This window comes from Cellulosimicrobium cellulans (assembly GCF_006539945.1).
Classification (GTDB): Bacteria; Actinomycetota; Actinomycetes; order Actinomycetales; family Cellulomonadaceae; genus Cellulosimicrobium; species Cellulosimicrobium cellulans.
Genome location: NZ_BJNZ01000035.1, coordinates 1 through 16,688, shown reverse-complemented (window position 1 = coordinate 16,688; position 16,688 = coordinate 1). Strand labels below are relative to the sequence as shown.

Annotated in this window: 10 protein-coding genes and 7 tRNA genes; 8 read left to right on the top strand and 9 right to left on the bottom strand. The window is 67.6% G+C overall.

Features of this window, described 5'->3' with window-relative positions; all coding sequences use genetic code 11:
- The first annotated feature begins 29 nt into the window (after positions 1 to 29).
- Entirely contained in the window at positions 30 to 245 is a 216-nt protein-coding gene (locus CCE02nite_RS18645; RefSeq protein WP_047233847.1) for a hypothetical protein, read from the top strand.
- Positions 246 to 248: 3 nt separating this feature from the next.
- On the opposite strand, the gene CCE02nite_RS18640 is transcribed toward CCE02nite_RS18645, so the two are convergent.
- From CCE02nite_RS18640 to CCE02nite_RS18600, 9 genes are all read right to left on the bottom strand, one after another.
- Positions 249 to 464, bottom strand: coding sequence for a hypothetical protein (locus CCE02nite_RS18640; protein WP_255318971.1), 216 nt, complete (start codon positions 462 to 464; stop codon positions 249 to 251).
- A 187-nt stretch (positions 465 to 651) separates the two neighbouring features.
- Positions 652 to 975, bottom strand: a complete 324-nt coding sequence (locus CCE02nite_RS18635) for a DUF2277 domain-containing protein (protein ID WP_141391097.1) — start codon at positions 973 to 975, stop codon at positions 652 to 654.
- Between the two features lie 51 nt (positions 976 to 1,026).
- Complete coding sequence (locus CCE02nite_RS18630) at positions 1,027 to 1,905, bottom strand: serine/threonine-protein kinase (protein WP_141391096.1); 879 nt, start codon at positions 1,903 to 1,905, stop codon at positions 1,027 to 1,029.
- A gap of 58 nt (positions 1,906 to 1,963) precedes the next feature.
- A tRNA-Val gene (locus CCE02nite_RS18625) sits at positions 1,964 to 2,038 on the bottom strand.
- A 22-nt stretch (positions 2,039 to 2,060) separates the two neighbouring features.
- Positions 2,061 to 2,131 (bottom strand) — tRNA-Cys (locus CCE02nite_RS18620).
- Positions 2,132 to 2,187: 56 nt separating this feature from the next.
- Positions 2,188 to 2,260, bottom strand: a tRNA-Gly gene (locus tag CCE02nite_RS18615).
- A gap of 156 nt (positions 2,261 to 2,416) precedes the next feature.
- Positions 2,417 to 2,488 (bottom strand) — tRNA-Val (locus CCE02nite_RS18610).
- A 19-nt stretch (positions 2,489 to 2,507) separates the two neighbouring features.
- Positions 2,508 to 2,578, bottom strand: a tRNA-Cys gene (locus CCE02nite_RS18605).
- Between the two features lie 48 nt (positions 2,579 to 2,626).
- A tRNA-Gly gene (locus CCE02nite_RS18600) sits at positions 2,627 to 2,699 on the bottom strand.
- Between the two features lie 176 nt (positions 2,700 to 2,875).
- Between CCE02nite_RS18600 and CCE02nite_RS18595 the strand changes: the two genes are divergently transcribed.
- The 7 genes from CCE02nite_RS18595 (at position 2,876) to CCE02nite_RS18565 (ending at position 16,350) form a co-directional block, all read left to right on the top strand.
- Positions 2,876 to 3,979: a chorismate-binding protein gene (locus tag CCE02nite_RS18595; protein WP_141391095.1), complete on the top strand. Its 1,104-nt coding sequence runs from the start codon at positions 2,876 to 2,878 to the stop codon at positions 3,977 to 3,979.
- Complete coding sequence (locus CCE02nite_RS18590; protein WP_141391094.1) at positions 3,976 to 4,896, top strand: aminotransferase class IV; 921 nt, start codon at positions 3,976 to 3,978, stop codon at positions 4,894 to 4,896. Before CCE02nite_RS18595 ends, CCE02nite_RS18590 begins: the two co-directional genes overlap by 4 nt.
- Before the next feature lie 54 nt (positions 4,897 to 4,950).
- Positions 4,951 to 5,022, top strand: a tRNA-Val gene (locus CCE02nite_RS18585).
- A gap of 810 nt (positions 5,023 to 5,832) precedes the next feature.
- Complete coding sequence (locus CCE02nite_RS18580; protein ID WP_141391093.1) at positions 5,833 to 9,306, top strand: helicase-related protein; 3,474 nt, start codon at positions 5,833 to 5,835, stop codon at positions 9,304 to 9,306.
- Positions 9,303 to 12,002: a DUF1156 domain-containing protein gene (locus CCE02nite_RS18575; RefSeq protein ID WP_170227377.1), complete on the top strand. Its 2,700-nt coding sequence runs from the start codon at positions 9,303 to 9,305 to the stop codon at positions 12,000 to 12,002. Before CCE02nite_RS18580 ends, CCE02nite_RS18575 begins: the two co-directional genes overlap by 4 nt.
- Entirely contained in the window at positions 12,002 to 15,391 is a 3,390-nt protein-coding gene (locus tag CCE02nite_RS18570; RefSeq protein WP_141391091.1) for a DUF499 family protein, read from the top strand. The genes CCE02nite_RS18575 and CCE02nite_RS18570 overlap by 1 nt, the downstream gene beginning before the upstream one ends.
- Before the next feature lie 5 nt (positions 15,392 to 15,396).
- Positions 15,397 to 16,350 (top strand): hypothetical protein, encoded by a 954-nt coding sequence (locus CCE02nite_RS18565; RefSeq protein WP_141391090.1) that lies wholly within the window; start codon positions 15,397 to 15,399, stop codon positions 16,348 to 16,350.
- Positions 16,351 to 16,688: the final 338 nt, after the last annotated feature.

Genomic DNA, 16,688 nt, shown 5'->3' with positions numbered 1-16,688 from the left:
GCGGCGACGGACCTGGTAGACCCGTGCCTATGAGCACCCACGCAGACCACCGCGACGACCTCAACGAGTCCGACGTCGCCTCCGCCCGACTGTCCCCGCGCCGCGAGGAGGAGGGGGAGCCCGTCGGTGACGTGCTGACCGGTGGGGACGCGACCAAGGCCCCGCAGTCGCTGTCGGAGAACGAGCGCCGGCCGATCGACGGCGCGTCGTCGGGCACGTCCTGGGACGACCCCGACGAGCTCTGAGGATCAGTCCACGCGCGGCAGCCGGTCGGCGTCGACCGGGATGAGGCGCGGCATCCCGGCGGGAGCGACGGCGCTCAGCGCCAGGTAGCGCGCCTCCGCGCGATGAAGGCGGATGTGCTCGTCGACGGTCCAGTCCGGGCCGTTCGTCAACGACATGCCGCACGAGCAGTCGATCGTCACCCGGCCCGTACGGTCCTCACGGACCTGCCCGATGGTCACGTGGGCTGAACGAGCGTCCGCCTTCGCGCGACGCATGCTGGCGCTGACGGGTTCGGGGCGCGTGGCCCCCGGCGGCGGGGTCGGGGCGGGTGCGGCACTCACAGAGCCCGAGCCTAGACGGCGTCGGGGCGGTGGCGTGCACGGAGTGCGCGTCCCGGCCGGCGGCACGGTGGACCCGCGGGCCGTCTCAGTGGGTGTGGGCGATCCCCAGGGCGTGCGCCCGCTCGTGCTCGCGCTCGGCGGCCTCGCGCGCGGCGATGCGGGCCCGGACCTCCTCGCGGCGGAGCGGGGGGACGGTCGTCGGCGGGTTGCGGCGCTCCGGCAGCTCGCCGAGGAGCCGCGCGACGATGGCCGTGACCTCGTCGACCGCCCGCTCGAACGGCCCCTGCGTCGCGGCACTCGTGCGCTGGATCCCGGTCACCTTCCGGACGAACTGACGGGCGGCCGCCTCGATCTCCTCGTCCGTGGCGGGAGGCTCGAGGCCGCGCAGGGTCGTGATGTTCCGGCACATGCCCTCGACGCTACGTGCGGGCGAGGAGCACCACAAGAGCGGCCTGCGTCGTCAGGCGAAGCGTGCCGAGACGGCGAGCGTCTCGCCGACGTCGACGCGGACGTCCGCGAGGCGGACGCCCGGGGGGAGGTCGGACACGAGGTCGACCTGGCGGCCCTCGACCTTGGCGAGCTCGCCGCGCGCCGCGACGAGCAGCGCCGCGACGACGGGGTTGCGGCTCGACAGCTCGAGGTCCCGCACGGCGAGCACCATCTGCGCGTCGACCTCGGCGGTCGCCGTCGCGCGGACGCTGGCGGAGAGGATGCCCTTGCGGACCCGGGCGAACGCGCGGAGCGTGACGCTGCGAGGTCCGGCCGACTCGAGCTCGACGTCGAGCGACGCGAGCGTGAGGCCGAGGTTCTGGAGCTCCGTGGCCACGAGCCGTCGGGCGGTCGCGACGATCGCGTCGCGCGGCGCCGCGACCCGGGCGTGGCCGGTGAGGGGCGCGGCGTCGTCGGGCTCGACGCCCTCGACCCCGAGGCCGCCGGCGCTGTCCTCGACCCAGCGGAACCGCAGGCCTTCGGCCTCGGCGACGACGTCCACCGGGACGTCCTCCACCACGAGCGGGTGCGCGTCCACGCGCAGCCGACGCAGGGCCGCGTCCTCGCGCGCGCGCACGTCCTCGACGTCGGAGGTCGCCGGGCCGGACGCGGTCGCGTCGGAGGGTGCGCCGCCGACCCGCACGTGCACCCCGGTCAGGTCGACGTCGAGCCGGGCGACGTCGGCGCCGTCGAGGTCGGCGTCGAGCCGGGCCCGCTCGGCGCTCTGGACGGTCGGTCCGAGCGCGTCGAGCAGGACGGGGCGCAGGCGGGCGAGGAGCTCGGTGGCGGTCGTGGGACGCGGGGCGGTGCCGAGCGGCAGCACGTCGTGGGCGGGGCGCAGGTCGGGCATGGGCCGAGGGTAGTGGACGACGAAGGCCGCCCCGGGGAACTCGGGGCGGCCTTCGTGGTGGTGGGCGATACTGGGATCGAACCAGTGACCTCTTCCGTGTCAGGGAAGCGCGCTACCGCTGCGCCAATCGCCCGGGTGATGCTGCACTGCATGCGAGGTGGAGATGGGATTCGAACCCACGTATACGGCTTTGCAGGCCGCTGCCTCGCCTCTCGGCCACTCCACCTTGAGACGCGTCCTCTCTCACGCTCCCGCAGGAGCAGGCCAGAGAGTGGGCCTCCGAGCGGATGACGGGACTCGAACCCGCGACCCTCACCTTGGCAAGGTGATGCTCTACCAACTGAGCCACATCCGCGCGGCCGGTCCGTCGGGCTCCTGAGAGCCTTCGTGATCCGGCGCGAAGCACATACTAGCCGACTTCCCGCCCGGACCGTGCATCCGGTCCGGGTGATGGTCGGCGCGCGAGAGGCCGCTCCGGACGGTGCCGGGGCGGCCTCTCGCGTCGTGCTCGTGGGCGATACTGGGATCGAACCAGTGACCTCTTCCGTGTCAGGGAAGCGCGCTACCGCTGCGCCAATCGCCCCAAGGGTGGTGCTGCTGCGAGGTGGAGATGGGATTCGAACCCACGTATACGGCTTTGCAGGCCGCTGCCTCGCCTCTCGGCCACTCCACCACGACCTGCCCTCCGTCGCCGCGAGGGCGGACGGAAAGTGGGCCTCCGAGCGGATGACGGGACTCGAACCCGCGACCCTCACCTTGGCAAGGTGATGCTCTACCAACTGAGCCACATCCGCGCGGCCGGACGGGTGAGCGCTTCGAGGAATCGCTTCCTGTCAGCCCCCGGCGTTCCGGCGCGTCCCAGACATTAGTCCACGTTCGCGCCCGGAGTCCAACCGGCGTCGTCCCGTGCGCGTCGGGTGCACGCCCGGGCTCGTCCGGGTGGCGTGCCCGTGCTCGGTAGCGTGGTCCCGTGCCAGGACCTGGGAGAACGTCGTCGAGGCCGGGGCTCGCGTGCTTCGCCGGCCGCGCCGCCACCGGTGTGGTGGAGGCCGTCGACCTGTGGCGCGAGCCGGAGCGGCTCGCCGGCGAGGGCCCGTGGTTCGTCGTGGCGGACTTCGACACCCCCGCCCGCGGTGGCCGGGCGCGCGCCTGGCGGTTCGCGGAGCGCGTCGACCCGGCGGAGCTCGCGCGGGAGGAGGGCGGGAGCGACGCCTGGCGCGGGCCCGCGTCGTCCGACTGGGCGAGCTCGATGGACCGTGCGGCCTACGAGGCCGCGGTCGCGCGCGTGCGGGACGAGGTCCACGAGGGCGAGGTCTACCAGGCGAACGTCTGCCGCGTGCTCTCCGCACCGCTCGACGCCCCGGACGGCGGAGAGCCGGACGCCGCGGCCCTCGGGCGCCGTCTGGCACGGGGGAACCCGGCGCCCTACGCGGGCGTCCTGCACGTCCCGGCGAGCTCCGGCGTCGACCCGGTCTGGGTCGTGACCGCGTCCCCCGAGCTCTACCTCCGCGTCGCGGGCGGGGCGGTGACGTCCGGACCGATCAAGGGCACCGCGCCGACCCAGGACGGGCTCACCGCCAAGGACCGCGCCGAGAACGTCATGATCACCGACCTCGTGCGCAACGACCTCCAGCGCGTGTGCGACCCGGGGACGGTCGAGGTCACGGACCTGCTCGCGGTCGAGCTCCACCCCGGCCTCGTCCACCTCGTGAGCACCGTCGCGGGGCGGCTCCGCCCGAGCCTGAGCGACCCGGCAGCGCTCTGGCCCGCGCTGCTCGGCGCGACGTTCCCGCCCGCGTCCGTGTCGGGCGCCCCGAAGTCGTCCGCGCTGCGCATCATCGAGGAGCTCGAGCCGGTGCCGCGTGGCCCGTACTGCGGGGCGATCGGGTGGGTCGACGGGGACGAGGCGGTGCTCGCCGTCGGGATCCGGACGTTCTGGTGGGACGACGGCGTGCTGCGGTTCGGCACCGGGGCCGGGATCACGTGGGGGAGCGACCCCGCGCGCGAGTGGGAGGAGACCGAGCTCAAGGCGCGGCGGCTCGTCGGCCTCGCCTCCGGCACACTGGAACCATGAGCCCTGCCGCCGCCACGACGCCGACGTCCGACCGACCGTCCGAGAACCTCGTGATCTGGGCTGACGGGCGTCTCGTGCGTCCGGGCGAGCAGGCGCTGAGCGCCGTGGACCACGGCCTCACGGTCGGGGACGGCGTGTTCGAGACGTGCGCCGTGTTCGACGGGCAGGCGTTCGCGCTCACCCGGCACCTGCGCCGGCTCGCGCGGTCCGCCGCGGGCCTCGGACTCGACACGCCGGACGAGCAGCGCGTGCTCGACGGTGTCACGGCCGTGCTCTCGGAGGCCGACGCCCGGGCACGGGCCGGGGCGGACAGCGTCGGGCGCCTGCGCATCACCGTGACCGCCGGCGTCGGCCCGCTCGGGTCCGGCCGCACGCCCGGCGCGCAGACCGTCGTCGTCGCCGCAGGACCTGCGACCATCAGCCCCGCCGGCCGAGCCGTGCGCTCGCCCTGGACGCGCAACGAGCGGTCGGCCGTGGCCGGGCTCAAGACGACGTCGTACGCCGAGAACGTCGTCGCGCTCGCCGACGCCGTCGCGAAGGGTGGCGACGAGGCGCTCCTGGCGAACACGGCGGGCGACCTGTGCGAGGGGACAGGAGCGAACGTCTTCGTCGAGCGCGGGGGCGAGCTCGTCACCCCGCTCCTGGCGTCGGGCTGCCTCGCCGGCATCACACGCGAGCTGCTGCTCGAGTGGGCCGCGGAGGACGGGCTGCCGGTGCGCGAGGCCCGCCCCGGAGAGCTGCCGTTCGCGGTGCTCGACGAGGTGACCGCGGGAGAGGCCGCACTGCTCCTCACCGGCTCGGTCCGCAACGTCCAGCCCGTGACCTGGCTCGACGGCGTCGACATCGCGGCCGGGGAGCTGTCGCTCGTCACGCGCGAGCTCTTCGAGCGGCGCCGTCGCGAGCGCCTGGACCCCTGATCGGGGCCGGTTTTTCGATCCGGTCCGTTTCAGGCTAGTATCGACCTCGCACTCGGGCGATTGGCGCAGTGGTAGCGCGCTTCGTTCACACCGAAGAGGTCACTGGTTCGAACCCAGTATCGCCCACCCGAGCAAAGGCCCTCTGACCAGCGGAAACGCTGAGCTCGGAGGGCCTCTTGCTTTGCCTAGCAGGGGCCCGGAATGGCCCTGGGGGCGCAACTGGGGGCTTACCGCTACGGCCATCGGCGGCCTCTGACGCATGGGGGCGGACTCTCGGGCGCTGTGCCGGTGGGGGTGGGATCGGGCACAGCGTGCTCCTGGGGTGGGGCGACGCATTGGTGGCGGTCGTGGCCGATCGCCAGGTGCGTCGCCGGGCCGGGAGGTCCACCGCTCTGCGCCGGAACTCCGGCGGCTTGGCTGCAGGCATCACGGACTCCTCTCTCGAGGCGATCATCGCCTCAGGTCAGGTGTCCGGGAAACCGGGTCAGGCTCCGATCGGTTGCCGGCGCGGAGCGCGTGGTGTACTTGAACGCCGTCGGCTGAGCACTGCGAGTGCCCCACCGATCAAGGCGGTCGCCAGCGCCCTCGCGGATGCCCTGGCGTCGCCGGTGGGTGAAACTGACGCCACAAGGGTCTGACCAGAGACGATGGCCGTTATCGTCGGGTCACGGTCGGTTTGCGAAGGGCGAGTATCGGTGAGCGAAGACGCACGGGTGGATCTGAGCAACCCGATCCTGGGCGGCCCGTACGACCCGTCGGCCCGCCACTTCGAGTTGTCCCCTGACGGAACGTGCGCCCAGGTCCTCGAAGCCCGACGCCGTCGTGAGGCTATCGAGACGCCAAGATGGGACGCAGGTGGCTCGGCGTCGTCGGCGCGCTCAGGAGTCTCGCTTGCCTTGCAGGGGGCTCTCGTTGACTGACGTGCACACAGCGTCGATGTTCGACCTGGTGAGGGTTGGAGCGACCGTGACCGGCCTCGCTGGCCCAGATCCCGTGAAGATCGTCGCCGTCGAGCGGCTAACTGACGACTCCGCAAACGTCGCATACCGCACGGACTCAGGCATCGGCGAGAAAATCGTCTTCGCGAACGCTATCTCGCACGTGCGTGAGGTGGTCGCGGGTCAGGTGTTCAGTTTCGACGCTGACCCGAAATCGTTCCTGCTCGCGGCTGAAGCGCGCCGGATGGAGTTGGCGTACCTGTTTGACCCGCAGGCCGCGCTCGGTACCAGCGACGTGCAGCCGCTGCCTCACCAGCTCCGCGCGGTCTACGAGATCATGCTCCACAAGCAGCCCCTGCGGTACGTCCTCGCCGATGACCCCGGCGCGGGCAAGACGGTCATGGCGGGCTTGCTCATCAAGGAACTCCTGCTTCGCGGTGACGCCGCGAACGTCATGGTCGTGTCACCTGGCGTGCTCGTCGACCAGTGGGACGAGGAGATGCGGGAGAAGTTCGACCTGGAGTTCGAGATTCTCACACGCGACAAGATCCTCCACGAGGGCAACCCCTTCGCCCGCGGAGGACTCTGGCTGGCGCGGCTCGACGTCCTTGCCCGCAACAGCGAGGGCATCCTCGACAAGGCCGGCGAGGTCGACTGGGACCTGATCATCTTCGACGAGGCGCACAAGATGTCCGCCACGGTCTGGGGAAACGAGGTCAAGAAGACCAAGCGCTACCAGATGGCCGAGGAACTCGGAAAGCACGCGCGCAACCTGCTGATGATGACCGCCACGCCCCACTCGGGCAAGGAAGAGCAGTTCCAGCTCTTCATGGCCTTGCTTGACTCCGACCGCTTCGAAGGGGTTGCGCGCGAGGGCAGTCGCAAGGTCGATGTCTCCGACCTCATTCGCCGCCTCGTGAAGGAAGAACTGCGCACCTTCGAGGGCACGCGGCTGTTCCCGGAGCGGTTCGCCTTCACGGTCAAGTACGAATTGTCCCAGGCAGAAAAGGACCTTTACGTCGCCGTCACCGACTACGTCCGCGAGGAGATGAACCGGGCAGACGCGATCGAGGGCGACAACCGCCGCCGCACCGCGGTCGGGTTCGCCCTCACAACGCTCCAGCGCCGACTTGCATCATCGCCCGCGGCGATCCACCGGTCGCTCGAACGGCGCAAGGCGCGCCTGGAGTCCGAACTGCGTGAAGCGCGGATGTACGCCTCTGTCCGGTCGGACGCCCCAGATGTTCCGGATGACTGGGACGACCTCGAAGACCTTACCGACGAGGAACGTGAGGCGCTCGAAGACCAGGCCATCGCTGGGGCGACGAACGCGCGCACGCCGCAGGAGCTGGAGACCGAGATCCGAGTCGTAGACCGGCTGCTTGTGAAGTCGGCCGCAGTGAAGGTTTCGCCGACGTACGCCAAGTGGGATGCCCTGCGCGACACGTTGGACGACTCCGACGAGATGCGCGACGCTAGCGGCGCGCGCCGTAAGGTGATCATCTTCACCGAGCACAAGGACACCCTCGATGATCTGGTGATGCGCCTAACGCAGCATCTCGGGCGAGACGATGCGGTGATCACGATCCACGGCGGTACGAAGCGTGAGGATCGAAAGAAGGCCAAGGAGACCTTCGAGCAGAACGAACGCTGCATCTTCCTCATCGCCACTGACGCCGCCGGCGAAGGTGTGAACCTCCACAAGAATGCTCACCTGCTGATCAACTACGACCTGCCGTGGAACCCAAACCGCATCGAGCAACGTTTCGGCCGGGTCCACCGCATCGGGCAGCCCAACACCTGCTTCATGTGGTCCCTCGTCGCCGATGACACCCGGGAGGGCGACGTCTACACGCGGCTGCTGGAGAAGCTCGAGGAGCAGCGCGCCACGCTGGGTGGGCGCGTCTACGACGTTCTCGGCCAGCTCTTCCAGGGCAACGCGCTGCGCGACCTGATGATCGCGGCGATCAGGGAGGCCAACAAGCCCGAGCGTCAGCGCTACCTGACCGAGGTGGTCGACCCGAGGATCGCCGACGGCATCCCTGAACTGCTCGACGCGAACCAACTTGTGCCCTCGGCGATGAGCGACACCGAGATCGAGGACATGCGACGCGAGATGGAGCGAGCCGAGGCGGCGCGGCTCCAGCCTCACCATGTCGAGGCGTTCTTCCATCGCGCCTTCGCCGATGTCGGCGGCCAGTTGCGGATGCGGGAGCACCACCGCTTCGAGATCCGACGCGTCCCAGGCGAGATCAAGGAACGCGACCGCATTACCGGGTACGGCCAGCCCGTCGTCAACGAGTACTTCCGCGTCACCTTCGACCCCAAGTACGTCCGAGTCGACGGCAACAACCACCTCGCAACCCTTCTGCACCCGGGCCACCCGCTCATGTCCGCCACGATGAGCGTGGTCTCCGATCGCTACCACGACGCGCTGCGCAGTGGCGCAATCCTCGTCGACCGATCCGACCTAACCACCGAGCCGTACGTCGTTAGCCTGCTTGAGCACGATGTCACGGACGGGAGGCTCGCTCCCGATGGACAGCCCCGGGTCGTCTCCCGGCGCGCTCAGTACGTCCGAATTGACGAGGATGGTTCGATCACCCCGCTCACCGGCTCGCCGATCCCGAACTTCGAAGCTCCAACCAGTGACGAGCTGGCAGCGAGTCGACCGCTGCTGTCCGAGCCTTGGGCGCAAGCATCCGACCTTGACCGCCGTGTGATCCGTGAAGCGTCGGTCACGATCGCGCGTCAGCACGCCGAGGAGGTCAGCCGCCGTACCTTCGAGCGAGTCGACAAGACCGAGCGTCTGGTTCGCGAACGATTGACGCGCGAGATCAACTACTGGGATCGCCGCGCCTTCGAACTGAGCGAGCAGGAACGCGCTGGCAAGAAGACTCGCCTCCCGGTATCCCAGATGCAGGAACGCGCGGATGCCCTTGCCCGGCGGCTCGATCGGCGCCTCAAGGAACTGGAGCGGGAGCGCGACATCTCGGTCCGTCCACCACGAGTCACGGGCGCCTGCCTGGTTGTCACGCAGGGATGGCTCGATGCTCAGACCGACCCCGAGGGCGCAGCCGATCGCGCGCGGGAGACGACTAGGGTCGAGAGGCTCGCGGTCGATGCCGTCCTCCGAGTAGAGCATGCGCTGGGCCACAGGCCGACCGAGATGCACCACAACAACCCGGGCTACGACATCGAGTCCGACGCCGGCAACAGCTTGGACTTCATCGAGGTGAAGGGGCGCGTTGTCGGTGGCAGGACTTTCGTTCTCACCAGGCAGGAGGCGGTGACGGCGCTGAACAAGGCCGATCATTCCGTGCTTGCCCTGGTTCTGGTCGCGGACGACGACACAACGATGGTGCGCTATCTGCGACACCCTGTAACCCAACCCATCGACCCCCGCGCAGCGCGCGTGGAGTACGACTGGGAACCCTTCTGGAACGACGCAACAGAGATGAGCCAACAGTGACCGAGGCAGCCCGGAAGAAGAAGCTGATCGAGGTCGCACTGCCGCTCGACGAAATCAACGCTGCGTGCAAGGCCGACAAAGACCGCAAAATCGGGACCATCCGCAACCTCCACAAGTGGTTCGCGCCGATGCCGCTGCCGGCCTGGCGCGCGCTGCTGTTCTCCGCCCTGCTGGATGACCCGGAAGACGACAACTCACGGGCAAACCTGCTCGATGTGGTCAAGCGGCTCGTGAAAAACGGTGCCGACTTGCCGGAAGAGGTTGACCTGGCTGAGGCTCGGTCGCTCCTGGAAGCACAGTTTCCAGAAGGCGCACCTCCTGTGCTCGATCCGTTCTGCGGTGGCGGCTCCACGCTCATCGAAGCGCAGCGTCTCGGGCTCCAAACCGTCGGGTCCGACCTGAACCCTGTGCCGGCTCTGATAAGCAGGACCCTCACCGAACTGTTGCCGCCGCTGTGGGCCTCACATGCCTCGCACCCCACGGAAGAGGTCGCGAGCCCTGCGCTTTTCAGCGAGGCCGATGGGACGGCTGCGGCTGGCTACGGCGGAGTCATCGAAGACGTTCTGTACTACGCAAGGATCGTGCGCGAAGCAGTCTGGGATCGTGTTTCGCGATTCTTCCCGGACACGCCAGGGGAAACGCCCATTGCGTGGATGTGGGCGCGGACAGCTCCCTGCCCTAACCCAGCCTGCGGAGTGACAACTGTTCTCTCCACGTCCTGGTGGCTTTCAAAGCAGGCCGGTGCCATGGCTTGGGTGGAGCCCTCTCGCGGTCCGCACGGGGACATCAGCCTGCGGGTAGTCAGCGGCGCTCGCGAAGGAGCAGCCCCGTCGGCGCCAAAGCAGGGGCGGGGGGCATCATTTGCCTGCATCGCATGCCAGCAGTTGATCTCCGAGGACGAGATCAAGAAGTTCGGAGACGCCGGAGCCTTGGGTCTCCGACTCGTTGCCGTAGCCGTTGACACAACCGAGGGCCGCAAGTACCGCGCTCCGACCTCCCTAGAAGTAGAAGCCGCGATGTCGGTTGAGCCACCCGAGGACCTTCCGGCGATTTCTCTCGGAGAGCCGAATCAGTACGTTGCGCCCCCCCGTTACGGTCTGAGGACATTCCTAGATCTGTACACACCCCGACAACTTGCAGTGATGGCCGCCTTTGCAGATGAGGTTGCTGGTGTGGAGGGTCGTCTCCTCGCCGATGGCGCAGACCGCGAACGTGCGATTGCGATCGCCTCGATCCTCGGGCTCGCGCTGGGAAAGGCGGCTCAGTACGGTTCGAGCCAGGCGATGATCACCCCCTTCCCGACATCGACGACTCGCTTCAACAGCGGGTTTGGTCGTAACGACCTACCGATGACTTGGGACTTCTTCGAGCAGAATTTCTTCGGCAGGGTCGGCGGAACCTGGGACCAGATCGTGAAGACTGCGGTTGCTGCATTGCCGTACGCCGCAGCTGGTTCGGGCAGGGTCATTCGGTCCGATGCAAGACGGGCGAGCGCTGGGCGTCCCGCGCTCGTTGCCACCGATCCTCCCTACTTCGACGCAATCGGCTACGCGGACCTGTCGGACTACTTTTACTTGTGGCACCGGCGCGCACTTAGGGGCGTGCACCACGACTTGTACGCTACGGTCGCGAGTCCGAAAGACGGAGAACTGACGGCATTCCCTTGGCATCACGGCGGAACTAGAGACGCAGCGCGTGCCTACTTCATTGAAGGGTTCACCGAGACCTTTCGGAACCTTCAGGAGCAGCTTCGTGGCGATCTGCCGATGCTCGTTGTCTACGCGTCCAAGGAGCAGAAGGGCGGCACAGAAGAGGAAACACGCTGGTCGTCGATCCTGACGGCGATGATCAACGCTGAGCTGGAGATCACAGGCACGTGGCCGATCCATGGCACTGGAAGCACGCGAATGCGCGGAATCGGCGCAAACGCGGTCGCCACGTACATCGTCATGGTTTGTCGACCGCGATCTCAGAGTGCCGACACGATCTCGCTCGGCGACTTCAATCGAGCACTCCGGCGTGAGCTTGGTCCGACGGTTCGTGACCTCCAGGCTGCCTCTATCCTTCCCGTAGACCTCGCGCAGGCAGCAATGGGTCCTGGAATGGCAATTTACTCGCGCTACCGGGCGGTGCTTGACCAGAGCGGCGAGCGGGTGCCCGTTGAGCAGGCGCTGCGCTTGATCAACTCCGCCCTTAGCGAAGTCCTGGACGAGCAGGAAGGAGAACTCGACCCGGCCTCACGCTTTGCTACGCGATGGTGGGAGACATACGGGTGGAGTGCCGCCGAGTTCGGAGAGGCGGACAAGGCGGTTCGCCCCCTTGGCATCAGCGTCGATGACGTAAAGCGCGCCCAGGTCGCCGAGGGCGTTGGCAACAAGGTTCAACTCCTCGGCAAGAGTGATCTCGATCGAACCTGGACCCCCGCAGGTGATCGAGCACCGACTGCCTGGGAAGCGGTCCACCATCTCTTGGATCGACTCATCGATGGCGGTGGGGAACTCGCGGCTGCCGAACTGATGGCCACGTTGGGGACGCTCAAAGATCCTGCCATGGAGCTCGTGTATCGGCTTCACGACATCGCCGCGAAGAAGGGGCGTTCGGCGGACCAGGAGCGGTACAACGCTCTGATCAGTTCGTGGGCTGAGTTGATCAGGCTAAGCGGCGATGGAACTTCAACGACGGAGAGGCTGTTCTGATGGCGGCGCTCACGAACAAGGAACGGGTAGGTCGCGTTCTCGACCTCGTAGCCGATGGCCTCGGACCGTGGATGGTCGCCCAGCTCCAGGCAAAGTACGGAGCCGGATGGGCTAAAGAGGTTGGCAAGACCGCGGGCCTGACGGGACGCGATTCATCGCCCAATGCGAGTGACCCTGCCTACCTCTTCTGGGTGTTCGACAGGCAGTGGCACCAGGTGTTCAAGGACCGGCTCACGTTCGAGGACAAGCGTGTTGTGTCGGCGTTGTGGGACGCGCGCAAGGAGTGGGCACACGGTGAACGCATTTCTTCCGAGCGTACCGAGCGCGTTCTCATGGACGGGGAGCACATCCTCCGGTCGATCGGTTCGGTGGAGCACGCTGACAAGGCCGACGAGATGCGGCGTGAGTTCCGGCGCTTGATGTTCGAGGATGACCAGAAGCGGCTTCAGCGCGCCCAAGAGAAGGCCCTGTCGGTGCAGGTTGACTCGACGGGCCTCCCGGCGTGGCGGGACGTGGTTGAGCCTCACGACGATGTCGCTCGCGGCACCTTTGAGCTGGCCCAGTTCGCGGCCGATCTGCGCCAGGTGCACCAGGGTGTCGCTGGCCCCGAGTACGGCGACCCCGTCGAGTTCTTCGGGCGCACCTACCTCACACGCGGTCTGCGCTACCTCCTGGAGCAGGCGATCAAGCGCCTCAGCGGTGGCGGCGGCGAGCCCGTCATCGACCTCATGACCTCCTTCGGTGGCGGCAAGACCCACTCGCTCCTCGCCGTCTACCACGCTGCGGCCGGGCTACCCGCCGAGCGCCTTCCAGGTATGCGTGAACTCGTCGATGGCATCGGATTGCCGGAACTGCCCGCCGACGTGAAGCGCGCCGTCCTTGTCGGTAACGACCTCTCGATCCTTGGCATGCCGAAGCCCGAAGGCATCACAGTCAACACGTTGTGGGGCGAGATGGCGTACCAGCTCGGCGGCGTTGAGGGTTACGCCCTACTCAAGCGGTACGACGAGCAGTCCGTCCCACCGACGACTACGGCCCTCGCCGACCTGTTTGCGACGTACGGGCCGTGCATCATCTTGATCGACGAGTGGGTCGCGTACCTGCGTCAACTCTGGTCGCGCGAGAAGGCCGCGCCCGCTGGGTCGTTCGACGGCCACATGACCTTCGTCCAGTCGCTCACCGAGGCGGTGAAGGCCGTTCCGACGGCCCTGCTCGTCGTCTCCCTGCCCGCTTCCGATGTCGTCCGCGACATGCCCAGCGCCGACGGGGCGATTGAGAACGAGCACGAGGTTGGCGGAACCGCTGGCCTGGAAGCGTTGCGGCACCTCCGATCCGTCATCCACCGCCTGGAGTCCGCGTGGCAGCCGGCCACAATCGAGGAGTCGTTCGAGATCGTCCGGCGGCGCGTGTTCAAGCCGTTCGGCCGGGAACAGGACGCCGCCCGCGACCTCGTGGTGCAGAAATTCATGGATCACTACATGCGCTACGGCTCTGACGTGCCGAGCGAGGTCATGCAGCCCGGCTACCGCGCTTCGATGCGCACCGCCTACCCAATCCACCCGGAGCTGTTCGACCGGCTCTACAAGGACTGGTCGACGCTCGAACGCTTCCAGCGCACCCGTGGCGTGCTGCGCCTCATGGCGACGGTCGTTTATGCACTGTGGACGAGCGGCGACCGCTCACCGATGATCCTCCCTGCCTCGATCCCGCTCGACAACGCCAAGGTCTTTGACGAGCTGGCCAACCACCTCGATGACTCGTGGAAGCCGATCGTCGACGCCGACGTCGCGGGAGAGACCTCAACGGCGAACGTGGTCGACAGCGACATCAAGATCCTCGGCCGGTCGATGGCCACGAAGCGCGCGGCGCGGTGCGTTTTCCTCGGAACCGCTCCCATGGCGAACCTCCGCAACCGCGACGGCAGCGCGGCAACCATCCGCGGCATCGAGCAGAAGCGTGTAGTGCTCGGCTCGACGTATCCCGGGGACAACCCTGCGCACGTCGCCGATGGCCTGCGACGGCTCGGTGACCTCGGGAAGTACATGAACCGCGACCAGGACCGGTACTGGTTGTCGTTGCAGCAGACTGTTGCCCAGATCGTGCAGGAACGCGCCGACTCGTACCACGAGGGACAGGTCTTCGACGAGCTGGCGCAAGTCGTACGTGAAGAGACCGACAAGGGCCTCTTCGAGCGGGTCCACCGCTTCCCACCCGGAAGCATCGACGTCGAAGACGACCCGGGCATCGGACTCGTGATCTTCGGTCCCGACCGCCCATTCTCGAAGCGGGGACGGTCCGTCGCCGAGGACGCGGCGATCGAGTTCCTGTCGAAGCGCGGCACGAACGCCCGCATCCACAAGAACAGCCTCGTCTTCCTGGCCCCCGAGGTCGACCGCGTCGACATCCTGCTCAACGCCGTGCGGCAGCGTATGGCGTGGGAGTACATCCTGGAGAACCGGGACTCACTCAACCTTGATCAGCACAACATCAAGGTCGCCGAGTCTCGCGTGGCCCAGCAGAAGCAGACCGTCAAGGACTCCATCCGCGAGGCATACCGCTGGATTCTGGTTCCCACTCAGGAGCCCGGTTCCGCCGAGATCGAGCTGGAGTCGATCCTCGTTAACGGCGAGGGCACCCTCGCCGAGCGCGTGACGAAGAAGGCTGACGCGAGCGAGTTCGTAGTCCGCACGTTCTCGCCATCGCTTCTGCGCATGCAGATCAACCGCCTGAACCTTTGGCGGGAGAAGCCGTACGTGCCGCTGGACGTGCTGGCCGGGTACTTCAGCCAGTACGTCTACATGCCGAAGGTCGTCCAGCCGAGGGTCGTCATCGACGCCGTATGGCACCTCGACGACGCCCTTGTCATCGAATTCGATGGGTTCGCCTATGCCGACTCGTACGAGGATGGCCGGTTTGTCGGGCTGACAATAAAGGCGCCCACCGCCGTGCGGCAAGGTGGCCTCGTGGTCGACCCCGTGGCTGCAGCGCACCAGATTGAGGCCGACACCAAGGTCGCAGAGGGAGAGACCGTCAAGGTCGACGCGGACGACGAGGGCCGCGCGGGTGCGTCGGGCACGGGAGTGACGTCTGGAGGTGCGACGGCCGGGGTGCCGAGCTCAACGGGCTCGATCGCAGGTGGGCGTCCCCCAGGGGCTGTGCCTACGCGGTTCCACGCGACGAAGGACCTCACGGTGAACCGAGTCGTGCGTGACGCAGGGCAGATCTACGAGGAGATCGTGTCGCACTTCGTAGCGGCGGACATCCCGGTCCGCGTCACGATCGACATCGAGTCCGACCATCTGGCCAGGCTCAGCGACAATCAGCGCACGGCTATCCGGGAGAACCTCAGAACCCTCGGCTTTGGCGACGACGACTGGTCGATGGACTGACCCCGATGACCGACAAACTGCCCGAGCCGGCTGACGACGCCGCCTGGGTGAGCGTCCCCGATGGTGTTGATGGCGACCTGGATCGGCTGGCGGATCACTGCCGCGCGCTCGTCACAGCGTGGTTCGAGATGGCCCGCGGCAACGCGGTGCCGCCGGGCGCTGACTCTCCGGCTGCGATCGACGCCGGTCAGTTCAGGCAGGAAAGGCCGAGTGCTCCCGCGAATGTGGAGCACGGACCCGGTCAACAGGCCGGGCTCTACGTCGACGCGATCGGTCAGCACCTGCTCGCGATCGAGGCGCTCCTGCGTGCCCGACGAGTCGCAGTCGCGGTGTGGCCGCTTGTGCGGGCAGAGTTGGAGTTGGCCGGCCGAGTCGCGTGGCTGCTTGAGCCCCGTATCGAGCAGCCCGCCGGGGCAGTGCGCGTTGCCCGCCTTTACCTTGAGATGATCTCATCGCTACAGCGCGATCGGTACACCGCTGGGAAGTTCAGCAAGGCCGCGGAAAAGCGTTCCAAGTCAATTCGCGATCAGAAGACCGCAGAGGCGCGAGACCTATTTGACCGTGTCGAGGTGGACTTGTCCTCTCCGGGCAGGCTCGACTCTTGGAGCATCGGCGGCGAGTCTCTCCCCGGCCTCGGCGACGCTGTTGGTCTTTTCATCGAACTCAATTTCGCGGGCGGGGCGAAGGCTGTCTACGACATCTTGTCCGACTACTCGCACCCATCGCTGTCGGCAATCGCTCGCCAGACCACGCCGGTAGAAGTCGATGGCGTCGCGATGCGGCCTTGGAGGGTTGACGTCAAGACGGTCGAGCGCCAGGTTCACTACGCCTGCGCGATCCTCTACAAGGCTGCTCACTTCGTGGCCGGGTACTACGAGCTCGACGCGTCGCCCCTCGAGCGATGGGTCGAGAGCACACCAGGCGAGTGGTTCGGCCCGGACGCAGAGGACAACAGGTAGCGGGCCTGCGGTTCCTCGCCAGGATAGGCTTGGCCCCTGGGGGTTTAACTGGGGGTTGATCCCCCTGATCTTGGGCGGACGCCCGCGTACGCCAATGGCCGGCAATCCGCCAATCAGGAGGTTTCTCTGCACCTCAGAGTTCATTCACACCGAAGAGGTCACTGGTTCGAACCCAGTATCGCCCACCCGAGATCGAGGCCCGGAACCGCATGGTTCCGGGCCTTTGTCGTGTCGAGGACGTGCGTCAGGGCGGCTGGTGGACAGGTTGAACCGTCACGGGTTTCGTGCCGTCTTCATGCTGGCTGCGGCTCCGGGTGGAGGGCAGTGGTTGCAGCGTA